Genomic DNA, 25,082 nt, shown 5'->3' on the forward strand with positions numbered 1-25,082 from the left:
GTTGAGTGTTGCGAAAAGGCCTGGCTATGCCAATTTTTTCAGCAGTTCCCGTACCTGGGCTGCCGACTGATAGATCTCCGCGCGCAAACCAGCTTTACGCGCTGTGTCGATATTTTCGGATTTGTCATCGATAAAAACCGTCTGCTCTGTATCCAGTTCGTACTCATCGATGGCATAGTCGTATATCTCCAGGTCCGGCTTGCGCATGCCGACCTGGTAGGAGAGGATGGCATCATCCGCCCAGCTGACAAGCCCGAACTGCTCCTCGATGTACGGGATATCGATAGCGTTGGTGTTGGAGAGCATAATTACGCGGATCTCCGGTCGAAATTCATCAATGGTCTGAATCGTTTCCTCCATCCGGGAAAAGCTGGTGCCATAGATACCGCGAACCTGGTTAAGTTCAATTGTTTCCGATCGACCTAGTTCTTCCGACATCCTGCGGAGAAATACGTCCGGTTCGATCTCACCAGTTTCGAGTTCACGATGTAATGGATGGATATCTTCAAAGAATGGAAGTAGCTGCTCACGCGGCGTCTGGAGAATATCCTCCAATGTGTTGAGCGCCTCACCCCGATTGACCTTGACCAGGACATTACCAAGGTCAGTCAGCAGTACGGGTCTGGTATCCGGTGGTGCCAGCGGTCAGGCCTGTGACACTTTTTGTTTATCGACTTCCGGGAGAATACCCAGTGAAAACGCATGGAGCAGTTTGGAAATGGTATCTTTAGGAGACTGCTTAAATTCCTCGGCATTTTCATATCCGTGAACAATAAAATAGATATTCTTGTCAAAGAAGTTGGCGGCGCGCTGCCAAAATTCGTTCACCTGGTACCACTCCAGGCTGGAGGTGATAATGCCTTCGCCCATAATGAAATCCCAGAGATTCCTCCGCGCCAGAATAATTGCAAACGTGAGTTCACTTAATGGGACTTCTTCCTCCCGTCGCCGGGCGCCAATTTCCATTAGAAAATGAGCCAGTTCCTCCGGGTCATATTCGTCGTTCATATACTTGCCGAGATGGTTATAAACCTCCCGCACATTCCGAGTTAACTCAATATCATCTTTGTCGTGATACGATGGCGTCGCCGGATGCGACTGCAGGTTCTTCAGCCACTGTCGCTCCAGGCGCTCGGCCTGCCGTTCCACAAGTCTCACTAATCTATCAGACAGCATGGGATCCTCTCTCTCATTCTTTACCTGACACAAACGACGGAAATTATATGCATAAATTTAACTCGTATTATCCATAAACCAAAAAAGATTGTAATCCGACCACAGTGTACAGTGTTTGGGTGTTCAGGTGTTTCCCAAAGGGATCCCTGCGGGGCAAGTAACAGTGTGCTATGGTGTTACCGTGTTAGAGTGCTATAGTTAAATACGCCACGGGTCCTTTGTCCAGTGCTGTAATGCATCTCGTGTTGGTAGTTCTCGGTCATTCGACCGGGCTCATGCTGGTTTAGGGAGTGTTGTCTCTTCTGCACCAACAACACAACTCCATCCCCTGTCCCCTTCCTCTTCCGAAGAGGAAGTGGAACGTTGCTCTACCCCTTTCGACCTCACGTCTCTCCCTCTCTTTCGAAGAGAGGGAGAACAAGTGGGTGAGTTGTGTTTGGTGAAAACGAGACCTTTCTCCCTCTTTTCTGAACCTCCGCTTAAACCCGCTTCGCGGACTTTAAGCGGGAGACTCTGCTTTTTTACGCCCGAATCCCCTATACCCTTATACCTAATACCCTATCCCAGTCTTTCAATCAGACTTCGAACCCAAATCCCCACCACACGAAACGGGATACTGAAATAAAGGAGCATACCGGCCATCAGATTAAATAGTTGTTGGTGTACTCTGTCGTAATGTTTCTCGAAAAACCGAAAGAAACTCACATGGGAAAAGATAACCATCCGGACTTTGTATCGGTTCACGCTGGTGCCTTTGGTGTGGACGACTTTGGCCTGGGGATTAAATACGATCCGGTATCCCGCCTGTTTCACCCGGAAACACCAGTCCACGTCGTTGAAAAACATGGGAAAATCTTCGTCGAACCCGCCTACCTTATTCAGCACAATTTTTGACGTCAGTAATGCAGCGCCCTGCGGCTGATCCACTTCCCGGATTTGTCGATGGTCAAAGTCCCCCATCTTCCACCCGTTGAAGAACTCACTATTCGAAAATATCCGGTTGATTCCAAAGATGTTAAAAGCAACGTCCCGTGGCCTTGGAAACCGCCGGCAGGATGGTTGAATTGTACCGTCCGGATTCACCAACTGGGGCGCTACCACTCCGGTTTTTCGGTCGCCCCGGATATACCCCAGCAACAGCGACAGTGCTTCCGGCTCCAACCTGGTATCCGGATTCAAAATCAATAGGTAACCGCCGGATGCCATATCCAGCCCCTGGTTAACAGCGGGTGCAAAATAGCGGTTTTCTTCATTGGTAATAGTAATCAGTGGTGTGGACTGCTCACGATACCGGTTAACTACTTCAAGAGTATTATCACGGGAATTATTATCAACGACAATGATTTCGGCGTTGAAAAACTGCGCCTGTCGGAATACGGAATCCAAACAGGTATCGATATCTTTGCCACTATTATAGGTGACGATGACAATAGAAAGTTCGGTGGGCATCTATTCCGCAGAGCGCCTCTGTTGCCGGCGTTCTTCGATCAGTTGCTCCAGCGCGGACTGTTCTTCCTCGATCCGGTCAATCTCGTCGGATTTCTCGCGCATCAGGTCCAGCACCTGGTACGCCTGCTCGTACAATCCCTGGGATTTCAAGACGTTGGCAAAGGTGAACGTAGCCATCCGGGAAGTAATCTTTATGCTGGACCGGTTTGTAACCATAGACGACTCATCCCCTGTAGTCTCCTCAGGCCCCGGCACCACCAGTGGTCCGCTGTCACCTTCTTCCGATACTGTGATCTTATCGTCCGGTTCTTCTTCTCTCCTCCCGGTGTCAGAATCTGCTGCCAATTCTTCATCAGTCATATCCGGCTCAGATCGTCCGCGTAGTTCTGCGCGGACTTCGTCGATGGTTTCCTGTGAGATTTCCGAGGGGTCAAAATCCTTTCCCAGGCGATTTCGCAGGACATTCATCACGCTTTCAATCTCTTCCCGCTCCACATCAAAATCGTCGAAGTTTATCTCTTCGTCGTCATCACTTTTTTTGCGGGCAATTTCCGCTACAACCTCTTTATCAATGTCCTCTGGTTCGTCGATTTCTCCCGCTTCATTATCAATCGTCTCCGGTTCAAATTCCGGACGCCTAAACTCAATCTCATCTTCCTCTTTCCCCTCAGATGCCATTTCCCCGCTGAATTCCGGCGGTTGAAATTTCGGTTGGTCTTTATAGGCTTCCTTGAACGCTTCCTTGACTAAATCGTCTTCGGACTGCTCTGCCGGCACCTCTTCCTTTTCATTTTCCTCAAAATCTTCCGGCTCTTCCTGCACTTCCGCTCCCTTTAATGGAGCGTCCGGGGCTTGTTCTTTTTCAGATTGTTCTTCGGCAGGTAATTCTTCGGTCAGTTCCTCCCGGGCACTTTCAGCAGCCTCCCCTTCTCCCTCTTCTGATACTTTTGAGGTTTCCGCCATTTCGGAGGTCGGAATATCGGTTGTTTCCCCGGCCTCCTTTTCTTCCTGCGTCGTAATTTCATCCAGCCGCTTCCGGGCTAACCCATGCTCACTGTCTACCGTCAATATTGCCTGTGCCGCCGATCGGATTTCTTCCGGAGAGAGATCCAGATCTTCTGACTGAAGTAAATCTTCCGCCGCTTGAAGTGCCATCCGATCCATAGAGAGCGCCTTCATCCAGCAAGTCTTTGTAAATTCCGGCTCCTCTCTGGCCTGGGAAATCTTTCCGAAAATATACCATCCAGTGGCAAATTCCGGATAATGCTCCAGCCCTTCGCTGCAGGTTTGATACGCACCGGCCGTGTCCCCTGCCTGCAGGAGAAGATCTGCATAATAGGCAAACAGGGGCGAATCCGGATTTGCTTCTACGTGTTCTTTAACATATTCGAGTGAAAGTACCATACTTCTAACCTTTATAATGGAATATTTCCATGTTTCTTCCGGGGATTAGAATCCACCTTATTTTCCAGCATTTTGAGTGTCGCGATGAGTTTTGGCCGCGTTCGGTGCGGCTCGATAACTTCATCGATAAATCCGCGTTCGGCTGCAATATAAGGATTCGCGAACTTTTCCCGAAACTCTTCCGTGCGCTGCTCCGTTACTTTTTCAGGATCGTCCGCCTCGGCGATTTCGCGTCTGAAAATAATCTCGACAGCTCCTTTGGGGCCCATGACGGCTATCTCCGCAGTGGGCCACGCAAAGTTCATATCGCCCCGGATATGCTTGGAGTTCATCACGTCATATGCGCCGCCGTACGCCTTTCGGGTAATCACCGTCACTTTCGGGACCGTAGCCTCGCTAAAAGCGTAAAGCAGTTTAGCGCCCTGCTTGATGATCCCGCCCCACTCCTGTTCCGTTCCGGGGAGGAATCCTGGCACGTCTTCGAAGACGACCAGCGGAATATTGAACGCGTCGCAGAACCGGACGAATCGCGCTGCCTTTACTGAGCTGTCGATGTCCAGCACTCCAGCCAGAACCGCCGGCTGGTTGGCGACGATACCAATGGAGCGTCCGTCCAGCCGCGCAAATCCCACGATGATGTTTTTAGCGTAATCTGCGTGTACCTCAAAGAACGATTTCTTATCAACAATCCGGGTAATTACTTCGTGCATATCGTACGGCTTGTTGGGATTGTCCGGTACCAGCGTATCCAGATCTTCATCCATTCGATCTGCCGTATCAGAGATCTCGATCCCCGGAGCGTCTTCGAGGTTATTCTGGGGGATATATTCCAGGAGATGTTTTATTCCTTCGATGACGTCAACTTCGTTATCGTATGCAAAATGCGCCACACCGCTCTTTGTAGCGTGGGTCATGGCACCGCCGAGTTCCTCCGAAGAGACCTCTTCATGAGTCACCGTTTTCACCACATTCGGCCCGGTGACAAACATGTAACTTGTATTCTTGACCATGAAAATGAAATCGGTGATCGCCGGGCTGTAGACCGCCCCGCCAGCACACGGGCCGAGGATGGCTGAAATCTGTGGAATAACGCCGCTGGCCAGGGTATTTTGCAGGAAGATATCCGCGTACCCGCCTAGGCTCACTACGCCTTCCTGAATCCGGGCGCCGCCGGAGTCGTTTAAACCGATGACCGGCACGCCGGTCTTCATGGCCAACTCCATTATCTTGACGATCTTTTCGGCGTGTGCTTCCGAGAGGGAACCACCGAGCACCGTAAAATCCTGACTGTAGGCAAAGACTTCACGGCCGTTTACTTTGCCGTATCCGGTAATCACTCCGTCGCCCCGGAATTTCTTCTCCTGCAGCCCGAAGTTATGCGACCGGTGGGTCACCAGCATATCCATCTCTTCGAAGGTGCCTTTGTCGAACAGGAGCTGGATCCGCTCCCGGGCGGTCAGTTTCCCCTTCTCGTGCTGGCGCTCGATCCGATCTTCACCGCCGCCGAGTTTGGCTTCTTCCTTCAGTTTGCGTAGTTCGTCGATTTTATCCTGATTGGCCATGATAAATTTCTATGGTATTCGTTAGGTTTTGAATTTAGCGAATGTTCCTGAAAGGGGAAGTCGCTCTTCAACAGGTCGTTCGACTCGGCTCACGACGGGCTCAGAGTGACTTCCCAGAGCGGCATCCAGAGATTGTCTGGTAATAGGCGCTAATATGTGAGAGGAATAAACCATTTCAAGATTAAATGAGACCGCGATTTACGAAGCTCGTATAATCGTCGCCGGCAATAATTATATGATCATGAACCGGAATATCCATCATATTCCCGGCTTCGCGCAATTTTTTCGTAATTTTGATATCGTCGGGACTCGGCTCGGGATTGCCGCTGGGATGATTATGCAACAGGATGATGCCGGCAGCGCTTTCGGCAATGGCTAATTTAAAGACTTCCCTGGGATGCACCAGGCTGGCGGTGAGATGTCCCTTGCTCACTACAACATCCCGCTCCACGTAATTGGAATTATTCAGAATGATAATCCGGAACTCTTCGTGCTTCAGGTTCTGCATCAGCGGGATGTATTTCCCCGCGATATCCTTAGGCGATTTGACTGATATTTTCTCCCGGCTCTTGCGTTGGGATTCCAGCCGGCGTGCCAGTTCGAATGTTGCCTGGAGCGTGATGGCCCTGGCGTCGCCAACCCCGTTATAATCTTTCAGGTCGCCGATGCTGGATTCGGCCAATCTATGCAGGCTGCCGGACTGTTTCAGCATGGTCTTTGCCAGGTCGACGGCGGTGATCTTCCTGGTGCCGCCGCCCACGACGATGGCCAGCAATTCTGCCACCGATAATTGATCCGGGCCGAGCTTGGCCAGCTTTTCCCTGGGACGCTCGTCTTCCGGCCAGTCTGTGATGCGACCGTGATACGCCGCCGGATCTTTGAGTTGGTCAGTCATCCCGCTTCCCTGTGTTCCTTGACCCAGGATTTAACGTAATCGACTATGTCAGTCGTCGGTGTCCCGGGGCCAAAGAGCTCCCCAACGCCCATTTTTTTCAGTTCACGCATGTCCTTTTCGGGAATGATTCCGCCGCCTGTAAGGAGTACATCGTCCAGATCGTTCTCTTTCATTAACTCCAATGTTTTGGGAAACAGGGTCATATGAGCGCCTGAGAGAATTCCCAGGGCGATAACGTCTGCGTCTTCCTGCACCGCGGCATCCACGATCATCTCCGGAGTCTGGCGGAGCCCGAGGTAGATAACCTCCATCCCGGCATCCCGGAAGGCGTTTGCCATGACCTTGGCACCCCGATCGTGGCCGTCCAGGCCTGGCTTGGCAATAATGACGCGAATTTTTCTATTCATTTATTTATCCGATTTTAAAGCCCTGTTAGGCTTCAATGTATTTTGTCCCGGTTTGAAGCCGGGGACTATTAATTTCCTTTTGAAGAGCACCGCCATTTATGGCGGGGTATTCTATCCAAATCCAATAAGGGTCTTCACCCCCTCGGTAATTATCGATCCCGACTGTCCAGGATTATGGTGACCGGCCCCTTGTTGGTCAAATGCACATCCATCATGGCGCCGAACTCTCCACTCTCCACCGGGACTCCGGCGTCCTGGAGTTGCTCGATGTAATATTCGTACAACTCGTCCGCCACTTCCGGATTCGCCGCATTGATGTAACTCGGTCGGCGCCCTTTTCTTGTATCTGCACACAGCGTAAATTGTGACACAACCAGCACGCTGCCGCCAACATCTTTGACCGAAAGGTTCATCTTATCGTTTTCATCGTTGAAGATCCGCAGGTTGGCGGATTTATCGGCGAGATAATCGGCGTCCTCCCCGGTATCGCCTTCGAACACACCCAGCAGGATAACCAAACCGTGATCGATGGCGCCCGTGGTGTTCCCGTCGATCTCCACCCGGGCGTCGGTGGCGCGCTGCAGAATCGCAATCATCAGTCGAACCAGACGTTCTCGGTGCCGAACCGATTTCGCAGCCGGCTGATGAGCTGCTGATCCGGATTGATGGTAAAACTGTTGGCCCGGACGATCCGGGTATTTTGGGTGGCGGTATTGATGTGGAACAGCAGACCGCAATCGCCGTCAAACCGGGCGGTGAGCCGCTTCAGATCTTCCACATCGGTGACTTTCATTTTATCGACTTCAACGCTGATATGCAGATTTTTTGCGAATTTTTCCTGCGCCTGTTCCAGCGGGATTATCTTGGACGCGATGAGTTTGATTTCGTCGTCATCCCGGTTTTGATCGGAAAGTCTCCCCTCGATAAAAATCATATTATCTGGCTTCAGGATATTTTTCGTTTCGGCATACGTATCGGGAAAGACCACAAGTTCGGCCTGGCCCTGTAGTCCCTCCAGGGTCACGAACGCCATCTCCTTGTTGCCGCGCTTGGTATAATGGATCTTCATATCGGAAACCATACCGCCGACCCGAACATTCTCCTTCCCGTTGACCGATTCCGGGTCAGCCATATCGATGGAATTGAAGGCATTGAGCACATCTTCGTATTTCTGGAGCGGATGCCCGGTGAGGTAAAATCCGATGAGCGCTTTTTCCTCCTTCATCCGCTCCTGTGCGCCCCACTCCGGCGTATCCGGGAGAGACGGCGTACTAATCACGCTCTCCACACCACCGGCAGAAGTGCCGAACAGATCCACCTGGGTGTCGTCCATCTGGGCCTGGTACCGCTGGCCGAATTGCAGAGCGGATTCGATAATCTGATCCCGCTGCGCCCGGTTGCCCGGGAGCGAATCCATGGCGCCGGCCTTGTTCAGGCTCTCCAGCACTTTGCGATTCACTAACCGGAGATCCACCCGTTTCACGAAATCGAAGATGGATTCATACGGTCCGTCTTCCTTGCGGACGGCAGCGATATTTTCGGCCGCTTTTAATCCGACATTCTTGATGGCGTTCAGGCCGAAGACCACCGCGTTATCCCTGGGAAAGAAATTTGCCTCGCTGGAGTTGACGTCCGGCGGCAGCACCTCAACACCCATCTTGCGACAATCGTTGGTCAGGATGACCACCCGATCCGTATCGGTCATCTCGCTGGTGAGGTTGGCCGCCATGAATTCCTCGGGATAGTAGGTTTTCAGATAGGCGGTTTTATAGGCGATTTGGGCGTATGCCGTGCTGTGGCTCTTGTTAAATCCGTACTGGGCGAACTTGACGATGTGATCAAAAATTTCTTCGGCCGTCGCCTTTTCCAAACCGTTCTCAACAGCGCCGTCCACAAACTCGGATGCCAGCTTGTCCATCACGTCCTGCTTCTTCTTGCCCATGGCCTTCCGCATAATATCCGCCTTGGCCAGACTGAATCCCGCCACCTGGTGCGCGATCTGCATCACCTGCTCCTGGTAGACGATAATGCCATACGTGTCTTCCAGAATCGGTTCCAACGAAGGATGAATGTACTCGACTTCCGCCTTTCCGTGCTTCCGGGCGATGTAATCGTCTATCATATCCATCGGGCCCGGACGATACAGTGCGTTCATGGCGATGAGGTCTTCGAATGCATTCGGCTTCAGCTTCCGGAGATACTCCTTCATCCCCGAGGATTCGAACTGGAATACTCCGGTGGTATTGCCGTCGGCGAAGGTCTTGTAGACCTTCTGATCATCCATGGGAATTTCATCGATATCGATCTCTATGCCGCGGCTGTCCCGCACCATATCCACGGCATCCTGAATGACCGTAAGCGTGCGAAGCCCGAGGAAATCCATCTTCAGCAGGCCGACTTCTTCCAGGTTTACCATGTCCCACTGGGTGGTGACGTCGCCGTCCGTGGATTTGTAGAGCGGAACGTAATCGGTAAGTTCACCCGGTGCGATCACAACGCCAGCGGCGTGAATGGAGGCGTGCCGGTGCATCCCTTCCAGCACCTTGGAATATTCAATGAGTTTCTTGTGATCGCCGTCCTGCTCCTCTACCTCCTGAAGTTCTTTCACTTGACCGATAGCCTCTTCCAGAGATATCCCCAGCGTATTCGGAACAAGTTTGGCGATGCGATCCACTTCGCCGTAGGACATGCCGAGTACCCGGCCCACATCCCGGAGGACCGCCTTGGCTTTCATAGTTCCGAAGGTGATGATCTGGGAAACGGATTCTCCACCATAGCGATCCCGGATGTATTCGATCACCTCGTTCCGGCGATTGTAGCAGAAATCGATATCGATGTCAGGCATAGAGACACGTTCGGGATTCAGGAATCGCTCAAACAGCAGATCGTGTTCCAGGGGATCGATATCGGTAATTTCAAGCGCGTAGGCAACCAAGCTGCCAGCTGCGGATCCCCGCCCCGGTCCCACCGGGATGTCTTTATCCCTGGCATACTGGACAAAATCCCGGGTAATCAAAAAATATCCGGCAAACCCCATATTCTCAATAATGCCGAGCTCATGATCCATCCGTTCCTGAATCTCCGGCGACATACTGCCGTAACGATCACGGGCGCCCTCCTCGGTCAATTTTCGGAGGTAGCCATCGGCTTCCTTCACATCCTCATCTTCCGGGATTGGGAACTCCGGCAACAACAGGTTGCCCATTTCGATATCCACGTTGCACATTTCGGCGACTTCCGCTGTGCGCTCCATCGCCTCGATATCGTCCGGAAACAGGTCGAACATCTCATCCTGTGTTTTAAAGTAGAATTCCGGCGTCGCGTAACTGATGCGCTTCTGGTCCGTGATCAACTTTCCGCTGCCAATACAGATTAAGGCATCATGCGCGTTGTGATGCTCTTTCCGCATATAGTGACTGTCGTTGGTCACGATCATCGGAATCCCGGTCTCTTTGGAAATCTTTTTAAGCCCCTCGCGAACAATGTCCTCAGCTTCTATGAAGTGTCGCTGTAGCTCCAGGAAGTAATCCCCCTGGAAAATCTCGTAATGCTCCAGAGCCTCTTTCTTTGCGCCCTCGTAGTCATCATCCAGAATCTTTTCTTGCACGCTACCCTTCAGGCACGCCGCAGACGCAATCAGACCATCGCTGTACTGCCTGAGCAGTTCCTTGTCCACCCGCGGGCGATAATAAAACCCCTCCAGATAGCCAAAGGAGACCAGCTTCATCAAATTCTTCCAGCCGGTCTTATTTTTCGCCAGCACTACCAAATGATTGTAACCCCAGCCCCCGCGATTAGTGGTTTTTTTCTCAAACCGGGACTTCTGTGCCACGTACAACTCGCATCCGAAAATCGGTTTGACGCCGGCCTGTTTCGCCTTCTTGTAAAACTGGATTGCGCTAAAGAGATTGCCATGCTCCGTCAAGGCCACGGCAGACATATCATTCTCAACCGCCGCGCCGACGAGATTGTCCACGGAGAATGCGCCGTCCAGCAGGCTGTAATCTGAGTGATTATGAAGATGAACAAATTCTGACATAATTGTATGCTAATCCGTGATTTTTTAGGTTAAAAAGTTCCAACAAATACTGCCAGCAGACCGACGAACATATCAGCCTTTAGGATCTGGCTTAAACGGCGATAGTCTGCAGAGGATTGCGACCGCCACAACTGAACTGTAATGTAGAGTATCGGGACATCGACGCCTACCACCACCATGATCAAATAAAGCGTGTTATAGATGTTCATAAGATAGGGGGCGAGCACTCCAAAAATCAACAGAAGAAATAGACCACTTGAGAAAAATTTTGCTCTGGATTCCCCCACAAGTAACGGTAAGGTTTTTGCGTCCAGTGATGCGTCTCCTTCGGCATCTTCCAGGTCTTTAATTATCTCGCGCCCCCAGGTATACAGGAACCCCATAAACGCCGGAGGCCAAGCTGCCCAGGGATCCCCGAACGCGGCGGCACCATAGACAAACGCGACCCCGATCATCAGTCCCACAACAACGTTCCCAAAGATGGGTTGGCGCTTCCACCACCTGGAGTAGCCAACCAAGAACCCGGCAGAGCCGACAGCGATAGCAAATGCCAGCGATGAAATCAGCGCTGAAGAAACGACTCCGATAGTGAACATGGCGTATGCAAAAATCCGGGCATGAGATCGAGGGATCAGACCAGCAGGCAGAGGTCGCTCGGGGCGATTAATTTTATCAATTTCGTAATCGTAATAATCGTTAATGGCGTTGGCGGCCCCGGTGAAGGTTATCACCGTTATGACCGCACACCACAGTGCCGCCGCAATCCGAAGATCACCGGTAAGGTAAGCGCCCAGGAGAACGCCCAAAATCCCAATCACCACATTCAGCGGACGCGTCAGTTTTATGTAGGCGATTATTCGATTCACAAGGTAAAATATAGGATTTCGCAGCTTGGCAAACAAACGGGAGATGGAAAATAAACGGATATTTTTGAAGGGAGTAGCACTATCAGCCCGACGATGGACTGGCAATGCTAAACATCTTAAAATCCTTAATCAATAAACTCGGGATTCGCCCCATCCCATAGTCGGGAGACTCATGGTGAGGTCAATCTAACGTTGGCTACGAACCCTCGTCAAAAGAGACCCTTTCAGGGTTTACCAACCCTAAAAGGGTCGGCAGAATACAATTTTATCAGTTTTATTAATTTATTTTACGCGGGATTTATACCCAGAAAACTTATGGAATCCCGGCTTGGAATGATTCGATGTGGCGAATTGCGAGACAAAATTGCTGAATTACTCCGGTACGGCTATTACAATCCGATCCTGTTCGTTATAATCTTTAATGATTGAAATATCTGACCAGCCATCATTTGCAAAAAGTTCCCGGATTGCCTCCGACTGATGCGTCCCGCCGATCTCCAGCATGAATCGACCACCATCGGTGATCCACTGGTGCGCATATTTCGCAAAATATTGATAAAATGTGAGTCCTTCTTCACCAGCCACAAGAGCATTTTCTGGCTCATATTTCCGGATGTCCTCCTGTAGACCCTCTATCTCATTATTGGCGACGTACGGGGGATTACTAATGATGAGATCGTATTTATCTGGTGGAGCGGTTTGCAGAATATTCTGCTCCCGGAATTCAATGTGCTCAGCGACGCCATTACGCTCAGCATTACTCCTTGCTACGTCCAGGGCTTCCAGCGAATTGTCCAATGCCGTAACCTCTATTCCCGGAACCAGTTTCCCCAAACTGACGGCGATGCAACCGCTGCCGGTGCCGATATCCAACACCCTGCTTCCGGATGATTCTCTTTCCCTTAACCAATCCACGGCATGTTCCACAAGTATTTCCGTCTCCGGCCGGGGTATCAACACCGATTCATTCACCGCAAATGGATACCCCATAAATTCTGTCTCGCCCGTGATATATTGCACCGGCTCATGGCTGAGCCGTCGCTTCAGTAACGCCTTGAATTCACTGAGTTCTCCAGGTTGAAGCGGCTTTTCGAAATCGGTATACAACTCCACTCGTTCGCAATCCAACACATGAATAAGCAACCACTCCACATCGCTCCGTGGCGCAGGAAATCCCTTTTCTTTGAGGTAATCCGTCGTCCAGTTTATCAGGTCGAGGACGCGCCAGGTTTTTTGTTCTGTGGTAGTTTCGGACATGTTATCTAAGCAGTATTAACTGTTTTTATAGAGACGCTACATGGAGGCTGTGTGAGGTTAAAAAAACTGTCATTCTGAGCGAAGCGAAGAACCTCCTCGTACTTTGCGTCCAACTTTCTTAAATCCCATAGTAATAATGGTATTGAGGAGAAACGACGAGATCCCTCGGCGGCGTCCCGACCAGGTGGGACTCCGCTCGGGATGACACACTTGGTGCTTGGTTTATCATGTAACGTCTCCACTGTACAAATTGGCTATTATGATAAAACTATGGTACCCACTCACACCGCTTCCAGCTTTTCCATGCGGTCGGCGACCTTAAGCTGTTCCAGAATTTCCTTAAGGTCGCCATCCAGAACGCTGTCCAGGTTGTGCGTGGTAAAGTTGATCCGGTGATCGGTGACCCGTCCCTGGGGGAAATTGTAAGTACGAATTTTGGCACTCCGGTCGCCGGTGCTCACCATGGACTTCCGTTGTGCGTCCCGCTGCTGCTGCTGTTCTTCTTCTTTCTTTGCCAACAGACGAGAGCGCAACACCTTCAGTGCCTTTGCCTTATTTTTGTGCTGAGATTTTTCGTCCTGGCACTGGACGACCAGTCCGGTCGGCTCGTGGGTAATTCGGACTGCCGAATCCGTGGTGTTGACGCTCTGCCCACCGGGACCAGTGGAACGATACACGTCGATTTTCAGATCATTGGGATCAATATCCACGTCCACTTCCTCCGCCTCGGGGAGGACGGCGACTGAGGCTGCTGAGGTATGAATCCGGCCGCTGCTCTCGGTCTCCGGGACCCGCTGCACCCGGTGAACGCCGCTCTCGAATTTCATGGTTCCGTAGACACCTTCACCGGCAACCGCAAACACCACTTCCTTGTATCCGCCGACTCCGGTTGGATTGCTGGAGAGCTGCTCAATTTTCCAGCCGCTCTTTTCAGCAAGCCGCCGATACATCCGGTACAAATCCGATGCAAACAAGGCCGCTTCGTCGCCACCGGTTCCAGCACGGATTTCGACAATAGTGTTCTTTTCATCATTGGGATCTTTGGGCACTAGCATCATCCGGAGATCCTGCGCCATCTTTTCCCGCTGTTCCTTCAGCTCGTCCAGTTCGTCGCGTACAAGCTCCTTCAACTCATCGTCATCGCTCTCGAGGATTTCTTCGTCCTCTTCAATCTGATCATTAATTTCCTTAAGCGGCTTGTACGCTTCCACAACCTCTGAAAGTTCGTTGTGTTCCTTGGAGAGATCCCGGAATTTGTTCGTATCAGCGATCACATCCGGGTCGGAAAGCATGTGGGTAATCTCATTATACCGATCCTCCACTTTCTCCAGCTTTTCCAGGAGTTCTGCAAGGTTGTTGCTGTTCATGCCACCGCCTCCGCAACATATTCCTTGCCGGCATACTCTGTATATTCGTCGCCGAATGCATTCTCCAGGGCGGTGATGGCAACGCCAACCTGGCTCTCATCCGGCTCGCTGGTGGTAATCCGCTGGAGCCAGAGTCCGGGTTTGGCCAATCCCCGAAAGAAAATCTTGTCCATATTTGCACTGGTAAGTTTGATAACCTCGTAGGACGCTCCGGCAACTAATGGCAAAAAGACCAGATGGCCAAGAACGCGAATCGGCAGATTGATGGTGCCGAGAACGGCTAGTAATACTGTATCGAGTAGTGCGTACATCAGGATCGCAGAAATCATAACAATGAACAAGAAACTTGTACCGCATCGTGGATGGAAGGTTGTAAATCTTTTGGTATTGTCCCACGACAGATCCAGCCCCGATTCAAAATTGAAGACAACCTTGTGCTCGGCGCCGTGATATTCAAACAGGCGCTTCACGTCCTGAATTTGGGAGATAATGATGAGATACATCAGGAAAAACAGAATTCTGAAACCACCGGAGACCAGATTAAACGCCAGCATCTGTTCTTCGATGTTGAGGACTTTGGTGGTGATCCAGAGCGGTGCCACCAGAAATAACCCAAGAGCAAGCGCCAGGGCAAATACTGTGGTTATAAATGTAGCGAGTTTGCTCTCTTTGTAATCTTCCGGATGGTCTTCCTCATCCTGCATGGCGATATCTGCTGACCACTGAAGGGTGCCCATCCCGAGTTTCATGGATTCAAACAGCGCAACCACGCCGCGGACAATCGGCAACTGCGCCCACCTGAATCGCTGCGTAAGCGGCGTCCACTCGTTTCGGTCAGTGGTAATTGATCCGTCCTTGCGTCGTACGGAGGTGGCGTATCCACCCGGAACACGCATCATTACCCCCTCGATGACTGCCTGGCCACCGACCAGTATAGTGGATTTCGCCATTACCAGCAGCGGCAAAAGACGAAATCGCACCTTATTTCTCTTCGGCTTCAGCGGCGGCTTCTTCTTTCTTGGATTCGGACTTCTTTGCCTCGGCCTTTTTCTTGTCATCCTTCTCTCCGTACCGGGCGCGGAACTTATCGATACGGCCGGCGGAGTCGATCATCTTCTGTTTCCCGGTAAAAAACGGATGGCACTCCGAACAGAGTTCCACCTTCATATCTCCGGATGCCGACCGGGTCTGAAAGGTGTTCCCGCACGAACATGTAACAGTCACCATCTCGTAATCCGGATGAATTCCTTTTTTCATAACCTCTACTCCTTCATTCTTTGCTTAATTCAGTTTTTCCAATGCAGCCTCAATACGATCCAGACCGCGTTCAAGTTCCTCCAATGATGTGGCATAGCTGATACGTACATTTTCATCGGCACCAAATGCGCCACCGGGTACAACTGCTACGTGCGCCTCGTCCAACAGAAAATTTGCCATGTCCAAAGAACTATTCACTGTGTTGTCGTTGTACGATTTTCCAAAATAACCACCAATATTCGGAAAGACATAAAACGCGCCCTCAGGTTTAACGCACGTCATGTTCGGGATATTTTCTATTCGACCAATGATGTAATCCCGGCGCTCCAAATACTGGCTCCGAAACTCTTCCAGGAAGCTCTGTTCCCCGGTCAATCCCTCCAGTGCCGCGTACTGTGCGATGGAGTTTGCATGGGAGGAACTCTGGCTTTGGATTGTAGCCATGTTCTTAATCAACGTCTCATTCCCGGCGGCGTAGCCCACCCGCCAGCCGGTCATCGCGTAAGTTTTCGACATGGACTGAACAGTAATAATCAGCTCCGCGCTCTCCTCATATTTCGCCGGCGAAACTGCCTCCCTTCCAAAGGTAATCCGCTCATAACATTCATCGGAAATCAGATACAGGTCATTTACCAGGCAGAGATCCGTCAATCCACGTACGGTTTCCTCGGAATAAACCATTCCTGACGGATTCGTCGGCGAATTTACCAGAATTGCCCGGGTCTTTTCAGTCATCGCTTCCCGGACCTGCTCGATTTCCGGTTCGAAATTATTAGACTCCTCTGGAGTCACGATCACCGGATTGGCGCCGGTCAGTTTCGCCATCTCCGGGAAAGAAACCCAGTACGGCGAAAAGATAATAATTTCGTCTCCGGGACCCAGAATTGACATCATCGTATTAAACAGTACATGCTTAGCGCCATTGGAGACAATCACCTGATTCGGGCTATACTGCAACCCGTTATCGCGTTTCAGTTTATCGCAAATCGCCTCCCGAAGCGGGTCAATTCCGACGTTTTTAGTATATCGAGTGTGCCCTGCATCCAGGGCCCGTTTGGCCGCTTCTCTGATATGCTTCGGCGTGTCAAAATCCGGCTCGCCAGCGCCCAGGTCCACGACGTCAACTCCCTGGTTCCGCAGGGTGGTGGCTTTATCTTTCATTGCCATCGTCATTGATGGCTGAATTCGTTCTATTCTATCGGCAAATCTCATATGGTTTTATTCCGTTTTTATTTAGCTTGCGTAAGTTCGTTTGAGCTTGGTTGAATATCAAGTGACAATACGAAACAGCCCTTTTGTCCTGATGCAAAAGGTCAAAAATGCAAAGTTATTCGTTGTTTGGGTTGGCCTTGTTTTCAATTTTGGGCACCGCGGTGGCGAGTGAAGAACAGCCAGAACCAGCTGTCTGAGAGAATGAAATGACTGAGTTTTGGCCCTGAGTGAGCCACATCAGCGGACAAAATTGAAAACACTGCCTTGATTTTTTGTCTCCTTTTGTATCAAGACAAAAGGAGAGATATTAAAGGAGAAAATTGAGGCTTGGAAAAGCAATTAAGATTGGATTATTCGTAATATCCAGAATGCCCTTCCTTCTTTGTCAAGGCAATGGATGATAAGCAGCAGAAAGTTTTTCTCTTTGCACTTTTTTTAAAAAAAGTGCCAAAAAATCCGGCTATAAAAACTGGTTTGATAACGTTAACAGTTCGCTCCAGGTGAGACCCAAGGTATTAGAGAAATCCAATCTGATAAACCGGTATGCCTACTGATTCATCGACCGAAGGAACTCGTCGTTGTCCTTGGTGCCCTTCATCTTGTCCAGCAGGAATTCCATGGATTCCACCACAGACATCTTCTGGAGGAATTTCCGGAGGATCCAGACGCGTGCCAGTTCGGTCTCGCTGAGGAGGAGTTCCTCGCGGCGGGTACCCGTCCGGTTAATATCAATGGCTGGGAAGGTTCTCCGGTCGCTGAGTTCGCGGTCCAGGACCAGCTCCATATTACCGGTGCCCTTGAACTCTTCAAAAATTACGTCATCCATCCGGCTACCGGTATCGATAAGTGCGGTAGCTATAATTGTCAGACTACCACCCTCTTCCACATTTCGGGCGGCACCGAAAAAGCGCTTCGGTTTGTGCAGGGCGTTGGAATCCAGACCACCGGAGAGAATCCGGCCTGAGTGCGGAATTATGGCGTTGTGTGCTCGCGCAAGCCTGGTAATACTGTCCAGTAGAATCACCACGTCCTCACCAAACTCCACCATCCGCTTGGCCTTTTCCAGGATCATATTGGCTACCTGGACGTGCCGTTCCGGCGGTTCGTCGAAGGTCGAGCTGACGACCTCCGCGTCTACCGAGCGCTGCATATCGGTGACCTCCTCCGGCCGCTCATCGATGAGCAGTACAATCAGCGTTGAGTCCGGATGGTTCGCAATTACAGCATTCGCCAGTTTTTGGAGTAAAATGGTTTTACCGGTCTTCGGCTGGGCAACGATGAGACCACGCTGGCCTTTTCCAATGGGTGAAATCAGGTCCACGATTCTGGTGGAGTAATCATTGGGATCGTGCTCTAGTTGAAACCGTTCTTCCGGATAGAGCGGCGTCAGATTGTCGAACATCATGACGTTTTTAATCTCGTCCGGGCGCTTAAAGTTGACTGCCTCTACCCTGAGAAGTGCAAAAAAGCGCTCATCTTCCTTGGGGGGACGAATCTGTCCGGACACTACATGCCCGGTTTGCAGCCCAAACCGTTTTATCTGCGACGGAGAGATGTAGATATCGTCCGGCCCCGGCGTATAATTGTAATCCGGTGACCGCAGGAATCCGTATCCGTCTTCCAGAATTTCCAGAACCCCCTTGGAAAATATCAGGCCCTCCTGTTCCGCCTGAGCTTCCAGAATCCGAAAAATAAGATTCTGCTTTTTCAATCCCGAATAACCGGGGATCTGCAGGTCCTGAGCCATTTTGGTCAGTTCCTTGATATTCATCGACTGCAGATCGTTAATATCTAATCGCTCTGTCGCACTCATAATGTTTGCCGCCGTTTTGTGTTAATTATTTGTATTGTTTTAGAAGGTTCTTCGTAAAAGTGATGGTTGGTGAGTCCCGCTTACAATTCTATCGTTTTGTACACGTTAACCGGATGCTTAGTGCAGTGAATTTAATACACCACGTTTATGAGTCAAGGGAAAAATTAAAAACCCGGTATACAGATTCTGCAATATAATGACTCCCGGCAATCACACCAATATCTTCCGCGGAGCAATCATCGCGGAAATGTTGCACTGCCTCGCAATTGCGGCCATAATTGATTACCTCGTGTTCCGGCAGCGCTTCCCGCCAATAGTCTTCCGGATGCATCGGCATTGTATCAATCGTCATGATTCCCACCGGATTTTCTTTGGGAATAATAGTATTAAAGTCAGAGATATCCTTCAATTCACTGAGACTCATTAAAAAGCGAAAATTCGAATTCGGATGCAGAATGCGCAGGTTTGTAAGTAACTGGTTCATACCGTCATAATTATGCGCTACGTCATAATACATCCGCGGGGATTCGCTCACCTGCTGCATCCGCCCGGGGATAGTTACGCACTCGAGGGCCTCTTTTTGTTTTTCCCAGGGAAGGTAAAAACGGTCTTGTGCCTTCAGCGCTGTCAGAGCGATTGCCGCATTCACCGCAGCCTGCCGGCCAATTAGCGCGAGACAGATTTTCTCGGTCTGTCCATCTCGGGTAATAGTAAATTCAGTCTCCCCCCTATTCGAGATTTGGATAATTCCCGGATCTAATTCATCCATCACTTTCCAAAGAGGCGCTTCGAGTTCCGAAGCCCTTTTCACGATAACCTGTTCGGCTTCTGGTGCGATATCGCCGATCACGCATGGAACTTTTGCCTTGATGATACCCGCCTTTTCCCCTGCAATCTCTGGCAATGTGCTCCCCAACTGTTCTGTATGCTCCAGCCCGATGGACGTAATCACCGACACCAGCGGCGTCACGATATTCGTGGCGTCCAACCGTCCCCCGAGCCCGGTTTCCAACACCGCCACATCGACATTTTGACGCCGAAAATAATCCATGGCAAGGAGGGTGGTGGTTTCGAAGTAAGTCAGATTGTTCTCGTCGATGAAGTCCCGCCATTTACGCACAAACGCCACGATATTTTTATCCGGGATTGCCGTGCCGTTAATGCGAATCCGTTCGTTAAATCTGATTAGGTGGGGGGAAGTATAAAGCCCAACGGAATTGCCGCCGGCCTGGAGCATTGCAGCGAGGAAATGAGCCACGGATCCCTTACCGTTTGTCCCTGCAATATGAAACGAGGGATACGATCGATCCGGAAAATCGAGCACTTCCTGAAACCGGAGCACCCGATCCAAATTTAGTTTAATCCCGCGATTCTTCAGGTTATACAGATATCGGAGTGTGTCCTGATAGTTTGTCATCAGGCGATTTTAATCCGTGGCGCGGACTGAATTTCGTCGTGGGTCCATGGGCGGTCCACGTCAAAATAGCGCACATTTTCCATGGGACGCCCCAAGAAACGAGCACCGATTTCCGCAAAGCGCTCCGGCGTATCACTGACGTAATATTTATACTTATTTTCGGGAGGCACTGCAGATTCAACAACGTCCTGGAGGGCGTTAGCTGCCGCCACCCCGCTATCAATGATATGGATTTTATCAGGTAAAATTTTCTTCAGTGTGTTGATAAGCAGCGGGTAGTGCGTACAGCCTAATATCAGCGTATCGATTTTCTCTTCAATCAGCGGGTCCAGGTATTCCCTGGCAGTCATTTCCGCCACCGGATGGTCCTCCCAGCCCTCCTCAACCAATGGCACAAAGAGCGGACACGCTTTCACGAAAACTTCAAGGCTGGTGTCCAAAGATGTTAACGCAGTTTTGTATACACTGGAACGAATTGTGGAGTTTGTCCCAATCACACCAATCCGTCCGGTTGAGGTTGCTTTCAGCGCTGCACGCGCGCCCGGTTCCACCATCCCATAGATTGGGATGTCGTACTCGGTCTTCAGCGTCGGGACCGCCGTGGCCGAGGCTGTATTACACGCCACCATGATGGCCTGCACATTTTGTGCAATCAGGAATTCTACAATTTGGCGTGAAAAGCGCGTGACTGTTTTGGGGCTTTTTGTGCCGTACGGCACGCGTGCCGTATCACCGTAGTACAGAATGGGCAAATCAGGAAAAACCTGCTGAATCCTGCGAACAACGGTCAGTCCGCCGAGTCCTGAATCAAAAATGCCGAGGGGAGCGTGTCCCGATGAAATACTCACAGAGATGCTTGTTCCGTAATCTGTTGATCGTACTTTGTTTTGAAATCCCGGATGCCTTCGTAGATGCCGTTGGCGATTTTCTGGCGATACTCGGACCAGCCGAGGTTTTTCCCTTCTCTGGGATTCGTGAGAAAACCAATTTCCACCAAAATATTCGGCATAGATGCACCCACGAGCACATAAAATCCGGCCTGTTTCACGCCACGGTTTTTGCTGGGCACTATTTGGTTCAGGCCTTGCTGTACCAGGCTGGCGAAATCTTCGCTTTCCTTCATAAATGCACTTTGCGCCATGGTCGCAAGGATAAGCTGCTCGTTTTCGTACTGTTCGTATATTTCGGTGGATTCCTCAAACCGGATTACGGCGTTTTCCCGCTCCGCCACATCGATAGCATCCTGGGTTTTTCCGGGCCGGAGTAAATATGTCTCAAATCCGCGAACATTTTTATTTCCGTTGGAGTTGGCGTGAACGCTCACAAACAGTTTTCCGTTCTTCTCGTTGGCAATCTTCGCCCGCTCGCGCAACGGGATAAATTTATCGGTTTTCCTGGTATAGATTACTTCCACATCCGGCAGATTCTTTTCAATGAGCTTGCCAACACGCTTAGTCACATCCAGAACGACATGCTTCTCGTACATGCCGCCATGCCCGATAGCGCCCGGATCCTTACCGCCGTGTCCGGCATCCAGTACTATTCGATCCAGTTTCCACCGGTTTCTGGCCTCATTTAGCTCCACGGAACCGTTAAACGATGGCTTCCGTAGACTGATCACGATTTCTCTGGGATTGGAATTCTGATAGATTTCATAATCCTTAATTTTTTCCCGCAGCCGGAATGAGAACTGCACCGACCCGTCCATCTGAATCGGAACGATTTTCCGGATTACACCGCCGGGTGCTGCACCTGCCAGCTCCTGCTCATTGATATACCCGCCGGCAACTGTTAGGTAAAACCAGCCTGCATTACCTTGCCAGGCCTTATATTCAGTCTCGCGAAATGTCCGGGTAACCGGAAACCGAATTAAGGTCCCGTTCTTTTTCTCTTCGACAATGAGGTTCGTAATGTTCACCGGTTCATAGTTGACCTGTAACTCCGGTACCGATGCCTCATATCGCATGGTAAATCCGAGATGTGGCTGGATAATATCCACAAAAGAAGCGACCGGAATGAGCAAATCATCCTTCGAGGGCAAGACTTCGGTGGGAAGATGATATATCTCCGAATTAATCATAATATATGAACTATACGCCGAAAATTTGAGGCGCTGATCCGGCAGATAAAGGATCATTTTCTGGGACTGGGCGTTGAAATAGGTCTTGACCTTGAAGATATCGGCAAACCGGGAGGCGGACAGATAATTCATCCCGTTCAGATTGCGGAACTCGGTCACCGTCTGCGCGGGAGCCTGCTGCTGGGCACAGAGATTCGGCGCCCCTAACAGGAGCGTAAAGACCACACCAGAACCGATGACTTGAAGTAGTTTCTTAAGCATATCCGATAAGTTGCTATGAATATATGCCCTACAGTATTAGAAAGCAATATCCATTTGTACGGCAAGGACGGAGTATAATATTGACCTTTCCTCTTGGCGTTGCAAATGAAAAATGGTTATTTCGGCTTGATCAGACATTTGTATTCGCAATTGATGGCCAAACAGAAGCCCTGAACCGGTCTGTCGCATCAATTGCATAGTACCGTACACCGGCATCACGAAATAGTATGTAGACGCCTCACTGTCCGCAACATTATACGGGACTAAAAATACCTGATAGCGGTTCCGTTTTCGCCAAGGGAAGGTCAGACGATACGCCCATTGTGAGCCAGTAATTTGGCGTTCAGAATAGTCCGTAACAATATAATCCGTCTTCACAGTGATGGTTCTCCCGGATTCCCAGCGATACCGCCACTCGGCACGGTAATGCCTTTTCTCACGCAACAAATTGGTGATGTGTACAACGCCATTCGCCGATTGGGTGAAAGGGATTTCCTTCGATTCGGTTTTGATATAGCCGGTAATAAGCATCCGTGATCGCGGCCGCCAGTCGCAACGCAGTAACCACTCGGTCCCTGAGCCCGGTGGATTTGATGTTCCTTCAATTTCATGAAAGGCGTCAAAATACCAGTACCAGCGGGTGTCGCCCAGCTTCGATTCCATTCCAATATACCAGCCCTCTTCATTCGAAGTACCGTGATACTCGCCAAATCCACCGGCATATTCTGCGCGGTAAGTCGGGGCATACCAGCGATGAGCAACCACGAATTCCGCAAAGGAAATATCCCGACGAAGGGAAGAGAAATGCGCCCGATTATCAGACGCATCTAATGCCGTTTCGTGTTGGAAATTGTCCGTTTGCAGCCAGACACTCCTTGTTTTATCCCGGCGGATGGGTTTTTCGCTTCTTCTGTCTTGATATGATATTCCCGATCCCTGGAACCCGATTATTCTTCCTTTTGATTTGAACCAGTATGCACCGGTCAAGAGTTCTTCACCGACTCGATTTGCACGGAGCGCACTTCTCTCCGTTGTATGGAGTCCGGATTTGGAGAGTACGAGCTGCTGTCCATCCCACTCCCCGTCTCTCAGGGAATAGGCTCCGGCAACTTGAAAGTGATGATTACCCCAATTTTCCTGTATCGCAACGCCAGTAAAACCAGCCGATTCCAGGCTGGACTCGTTCACCCGGAGGCGCGTTCCGTTTCGATCGACATTCCCCACCGCGCTGCTTGATTTCGACAATCCCATTGATGTCCCAAAGGCTAGTCCGGAACCGTACCCAATCCGGAATCCACCAAGCAGCACTTTATCAAGATATGGTACATTGTGCAACTCAATGCCACCGGCAATTTGATCGGTGATGGACGACTCTCCCTGATCCCGTTCCAGTACTATGCCGCTAGTATATCGCCCTTTCTGACTCAGACGAAACCGGGTATACGATTGCAAGTCGGCGGGATCAGTCGATTTACCCCGCCACCGGATCTCTCCAGCGACCGGTTGCTCCTGCCCGAGAAGTACCAGGTAACGCAAAATTTCCATCACATCTGGCGAGAAGTACTTTTCAACCGATTCCCAGGATTCCGGATCGGGCAGCCGACTTCTGATAGTGAGCAGGCTATCCCGCTCTGTGACTGTAAGGAGCGGAATTGTATTGAGTTTCTTCGAATTCAAATCGGTCCAGTATAGCGGGTGCTCATGGAGATACAAAAATTCATCATGAAGGGCGATGGCCGCCTCTTCAGACTCCATACTCTCCAGCTGGTCCGCATATCTACCGGGCAAATTTCCCTGCCCCGAAGCGTGCGGTAAATTAAAAATCAAGCACAAGCCCAAACCGGTGAGTAAGGGGTAAAGTCTGGTGGGTTTCCAGCACGTATTGGACATGAATCCATTTCCAGTGAAGGTTTACGCCCATTTGAAATCTGGATGGCTCAGTAAGGAATTGGGCAGCGGCCTCAATCCATGGAACCGGGACATACCCGAAGCCGATTCCAAGCCGGACAGGATATCGCAGGTCATGCCGAAGTGAAATCTGCGCTGAGAACGTTTCCGGCAGCGAGTACCGAAACGCAGAGAATATCTGCTGGGGAATTGGCTCGGCACCTTTTCCGATACTTGCTCGGGACAGGTTGGAGTACCCCAGTTCCCATCTCACCTGGTCCGAGACACGCCAGGCCGTCCCAATATCTATGGAAAACGCCCCCGCATTACCGTATTTCGGGACCGACAATTGGTACCCGTTGACACTCAATCCGATTGTGCCCTCCTCGGTCACTGTTCGACTAAAAGCAACAGCATATCGTTGTTCGGAATACCCCGTATTTCCAAAAATAGATGTGCCGCCACCGATTACACCGAGCGACGTTGGAAAAACGAAGGCACTTCGCCCCATCTGCAGCGCTCGGATCCCAAACAGGTTTGTGTAGGAGGCGGCAACAAGGGGCGAATTAAGCATCCCGAGTTGAGCGGGATTATCCTCTATTACCCCAGCAACTCCCAGTGCGGGGTTGTTCCAGGGAAGCACCGGGGCCCGTTGGCGCTCGAAGGCGCCTTCAGCCAGGGTTCCCATCAGGAACAGACAGACAAGTCCTATCCTCCGGAGATAAAGTCCCAT

The 25,082-nt window shown here is 50.7% G+C and carries 21 protein-coding genes; all 21 read right to left on the reverse strand.

Annotated features, from left to right (window positions below; all coding sequences use genetic code 11):
- Positions 1-24: 24 nt before the first annotated feature.
- The 21 genes from K9N57_08920 to K9N57_09020 all read right to left on the reverse strand — a co-directional run bounded on the left by K9N57_08920 (position 25) and on the right by K9N57_09020 (position 25,082).
- Positions 25-555, reverse strand: coding sequence for an HAD-IA family hydrolase (locus K9N57_08920; protein MCF7804298.1), 531 nt, complete (start codon positions 553-555; stop codon positions 25-27).
- Between the two features lie 90 nt (positions 556-645).
- Positions 646-1,176, reverse strand: a complete 531-nt coding sequence (locus K9N57_08925; protein MCF7804299.1) for a hypothetical protein — start codon at positions 1,174-1,176, stop codon at positions 646-648.
- Positions 1,177-1,734: 558 nt separating this feature from the next.
- The gene (locus tag K9N57_08930; GenBank protein ID MCF7804300.1) at positions 1,735-2,625 is read right to left on the reverse strand and encodes a glycosyltransferase; all 891 of its coding nucleotides are present in this window, start codon (positions 2,623-2,625) and stop codon (positions 1,735-1,737) included.
- Positions 2,626-4,029: a hypothetical protein gene (locus K9N57_08935; protein ID MCF7804301.1), complete on the reverse strand. Its 1,404-nt coding sequence runs from the start codon at positions 4,027-4,029 to the stop codon at positions 2,626-2,628.
- An 11-nt stretch (positions 4,030-4,040) separates the two neighbouring features.
- Positions 4,041-5,591, reverse strand: coding sequence for an acyl-CoA carboxylase subunit beta (locus K9N57_08940; GenBank protein ID MCF7804302.1), 1,551 nt, complete (start codon positions 5,589-5,591; stop codon positions 4,041-4,043).
- Between the two features lie 181 nt (positions 5,592-5,772).
- Positions 5,773-6,486 carry a DNA repair protein RadC gene (gene radC / locus K9N57_08945; protein ID MCF7804303.1) on the reverse strand — a complete coding sequence of 238 codons (714 nt, stop codon included), beginning with the start codon at positions 6,484-6,486 and terminating at the stop codon, positions 5,773-5,775.
- Positions 6,483-6,893, reverse strand: coding sequence for a cobalamin B12-binding domain-containing protein (locus K9N57_08950; protein MCF7804304.1), 411 nt, complete (start codon positions 6,891-6,893; stop codon positions 6,483-6,485). Before K9N57_08950 ends, radC begins: the two co-directional genes overlap by 4 nt.
- A gap of 149 nt (positions 6,894-7,042) precedes the next feature.
- Entirely contained in the window at positions 7,043-7,489 is a 447-nt protein-coding gene (gene dtd, locus K9N57_08955) for a D-tyrosyl-tRNA(Tyr) deacylase (GenBank protein ID MCF7804305.1), read from the reverse strand.
- Positions 7,489-10,932 carry a DNA polymerase III subunit alpha gene (locus K9N57_08960; protein ID MCF7804306.1) on the reverse strand — a complete coding sequence of 1,148 codons (3,444 nt, stop codon included), beginning with the start codon at positions 10,930-10,932 and terminating at the stop codon, positions 7,489-7,491. The genes dtd and K9N57_08960 overlap by 1 nt, the downstream gene beginning before the upstream one ends.
- 29 nt (positions 10,933-10,961) lie before the next feature.
- Positions 10,962-11,798, reverse strand: a complete 837-nt coding sequence (locus K9N57_08965; GenBank protein MCF7804307.1) for a geranylgeranylglycerol-phosphate geranylgeranyltransferase — start codon at positions 11,796-11,798, stop codon at positions 10,962-10,964.
- 372 nt (positions 11,799-12,170) lie between these two features.
- The gene (gene prmC, locus K9N57_08970; GenBank protein MCF7804308.1) at positions 12,171-13,055 is read right to left on the reverse strand and encodes a peptide chain release factor N(5)-glutamine methyltransferase; all 885 of its coding nucleotides are present in this window, start codon (positions 13,053-13,055) and stop codon (positions 12,171-12,173) included.
- Positions 13,056-13,336: 281 nt separating this feature from the next.
- Complete coding sequence (gene prfA, locus K9N57_08975) at positions 13,337-14,422, reverse strand: peptide chain release factor 1 (protein ID MCF7804309.1); 1,086 nt, start codon at positions 14,420-14,422, stop codon at positions 13,337-13,339.
- The gene (locus K9N57_08980; GenBank protein ID MCF7804310.1) at positions 14,419-15,402 is read right to left on the reverse strand and encodes a DUF1385 domain-containing protein; all 984 of its coding nucleotides are present in this window, start codon (positions 15,400-15,402) and stop codon (positions 14,419-14,421) included. The genes prfA and K9N57_08980 overlap by 4 nt, the downstream gene beginning before the upstream one ends.
- A 1-nt stretch (position 15,403) precedes the next feature.
- Positions 15,404-15,679: a 50S ribosomal protein L31 gene (gene rpmE / locus K9N57_08985; protein MCF7804311.1), complete on the reverse strand. Its 276-nt coding sequence runs from the start codon at positions 15,677-15,679 to the stop codon at positions 15,404-15,406.
- A 24-nt stretch (positions 15,680-15,703) separates the two neighbouring features.
- Positions 15,704-16,891, reverse strand: coding sequence for a pyridoxal phosphate-dependent aminotransferase (locus tag K9N57_08990; GenBank protein ID MCF7804312.1), 1,188 nt, complete (start codon positions 16,889-16,891; stop codon positions 15,704-15,706).
- Positions 16,892-17,438: 547 nt separating this feature from the next.
- Complete coding sequence (gene rho, locus K9N57_08995) at positions 17,439-18,704, reverse strand: transcription termination factor Rho (protein ID MCF7804313.1); 1,266 nt, start codon at positions 18,702-18,704, stop codon at positions 17,439-17,441.
- Positions 18,705-18,849: 145 nt separating this feature from the next.
- Positions 18,850-20,121 carry a bifunctional folylpolyglutamate synthase/dihydrofolate synthase gene (locus tag K9N57_09000; protein ID MCF7804314.1) on the reverse strand — a complete coding sequence of 424 codons (1,272 nt, stop codon included), beginning with the start codon at positions 20,119-20,121 and terminating at the stop codon, positions 18,850-18,852.
- Complete coding sequence (gene murI / locus K9N57_09005; GenBank protein ID MCF7804315.1) at positions 20,121-20,963, reverse strand: glutamate racemase; 843 nt, start codon at positions 20,961-20,963, stop codon at positions 20,121-20,123. The genes K9N57_09000 and murI overlap by 1 nt, the downstream gene beginning before the upstream one ends.
- Positions 20,964-20,965: 2 nt before the next feature.
- Positions 20,966-22,462 carry an N-acetylmuramoyl-L-alanine amidase gene (locus tag K9N57_09010; protein MCF7804316.1) on the reverse strand — a complete coding sequence of 499 codons (1,497 nt, stop codon included), beginning with the start codon at positions 22,460-22,462 and terminating at the stop codon, positions 20,966-20,968.
- Between the two features lie 36 nt (positions 22,463-22,498).
- Positions 22,499-24,217 carry a hypothetical protein gene (locus tag K9N57_09015; GenBank protein MCF7804317.1) on the reverse strand — a complete coding sequence of 573 codons (1,719 nt, stop codon included), beginning with the start codon at positions 24,215-24,217 and terminating at the stop codon, positions 22,499-22,501.
- A gap of 61 nt (positions 24,218-24,278) precedes the next feature.
- A complete protein-coding gene (locus K9N57_09020) occupies positions 24,279-25,082 on the reverse strand; it encodes a hypothetical protein (GenBank protein MCF7804318.1) in 804 nt (267 codons plus the stop codon).

The sequence above is a fragment of the Candidatus Neomarinimicrobiota bacterium genome (assembly GCA_021734025.1).
Classification (GTDB): domain Bacteria; phylum Fidelibacterota; class JAANXI01; order JAANXI01; family JAANXI01; genus JAANXI01.

Bases quoted from the DNA above. Each gene is read 5' to 3' on its own strand.
- K9N57_08925 (MCF7804299.1), bottom strand. From the start codon at position 1,176: ATGCTGTCTGATAGATTAGTGAGACTTGTGGAACGGCAGGCCGAGCGC.
- K9N57_08930 (MCF7804300.1), bottom strand. From the start codon at position 2,625: ATGCCCACCGAACTTTCTATTGTCATCGTCACCTATAATAGTGGCAAA.
- K9N57_08935 (MCF7804301.1), bottom strand. From the start codon at position 4,029: ATGGTACTTTCACTCGAATATGTTAAAGAACACGTAGAAGCAAATCCG.
- K9N57_08940 (MCF7804302.1), bottom strand. From the start codon at position 5,591: ATGGCCAATCAGGATAAAATCGACGAACTACGCAAACTGAAGGAAGAA.
- radC (MCF7804303.1), bottom strand. From the start codon at position 6,486: ATGACTGACCAACTCAAAGATCCGGCGGCGTATCACGGTCGCATCACA.
- K9N57_08950 (MCF7804304.1), bottom strand. From the start codon at position 6,893: ATGAATAGAAAAATTCGCGTCATTATTGCCAAGCCAGGCCTGGACGGC.
- dtd (MCF7804305.1), bottom strand. From the start codon at position 7,489: ATGATTGCGATTCTGCAGCGCGCCACCGACGCCCGGGTGGAGATCGAC.
- K9N57_08960 (MCF7804306.1), bottom strand. From the start codon at position 10,932: ATGTCAGAATTTGTTCATCTTCATAATCACTCAGATTACAGCCTGCTG.
- prmC (MCF7804308.1), bottom strand. From the start codon at position 13,055: ATGTCCGAAACTACCACAGAACAAAAAACCTGGCGCGTCCTCGACCTG.
- prfA (MCF7804309.1), bottom strand. From the start codon at position 14,422: ATGAACAGCAACAACCTTGCAGAACTCCTGGAAAAGCTGGAGAAAGTG.
- rpmE (MCF7804311.1), bottom strand. From the start codon at position 15,679: ATGAAAAAAGGAATTCATCCGGATTACGAGATGGTGACTGTTACATGT.
- K9N57_08990 (MCF7804312.1), bottom strand. From the start codon at position 16,891: ATGAGATTTGCCGATAGAATAGAACGAATTCAGCCATCAATGACGATG.
- rho (MCF7804313.1), bottom strand. From the start codon at position 18,704: ATGAGTGCGACAGAGCGATTAGATATTAACGATCTGCAGTCGATGAAT.
- K9N57_09000 (MCF7804314.1), bottom strand. From the start codon at position 20,121: ATGACAAACTATCAGGACACACTCCGATATCTGTATAACCTGAAGAAT.
- K9N57_09010 (MCF7804316.1), bottom strand. From the start codon at position 22,462: ATGCTTAAGAAACTACTTCAAGTCATCGGTTCTGGTGTGGTCTTTACG.
- K9N57_09015 (MCF7804317.1), bottom strand. From the start codon at position 24,217: ATGGAGTCTGAAGAGGCGGCCATCGCCCTTCATGATGAATTTTTGTAT.
- K9N57_09020 (MCF7804318.1), bottom strand. From the start codon at position 25,082: ATGGGACTTTATCTCCGGAGGATAGGACTTGTCTGTCTGTTCCTGATG.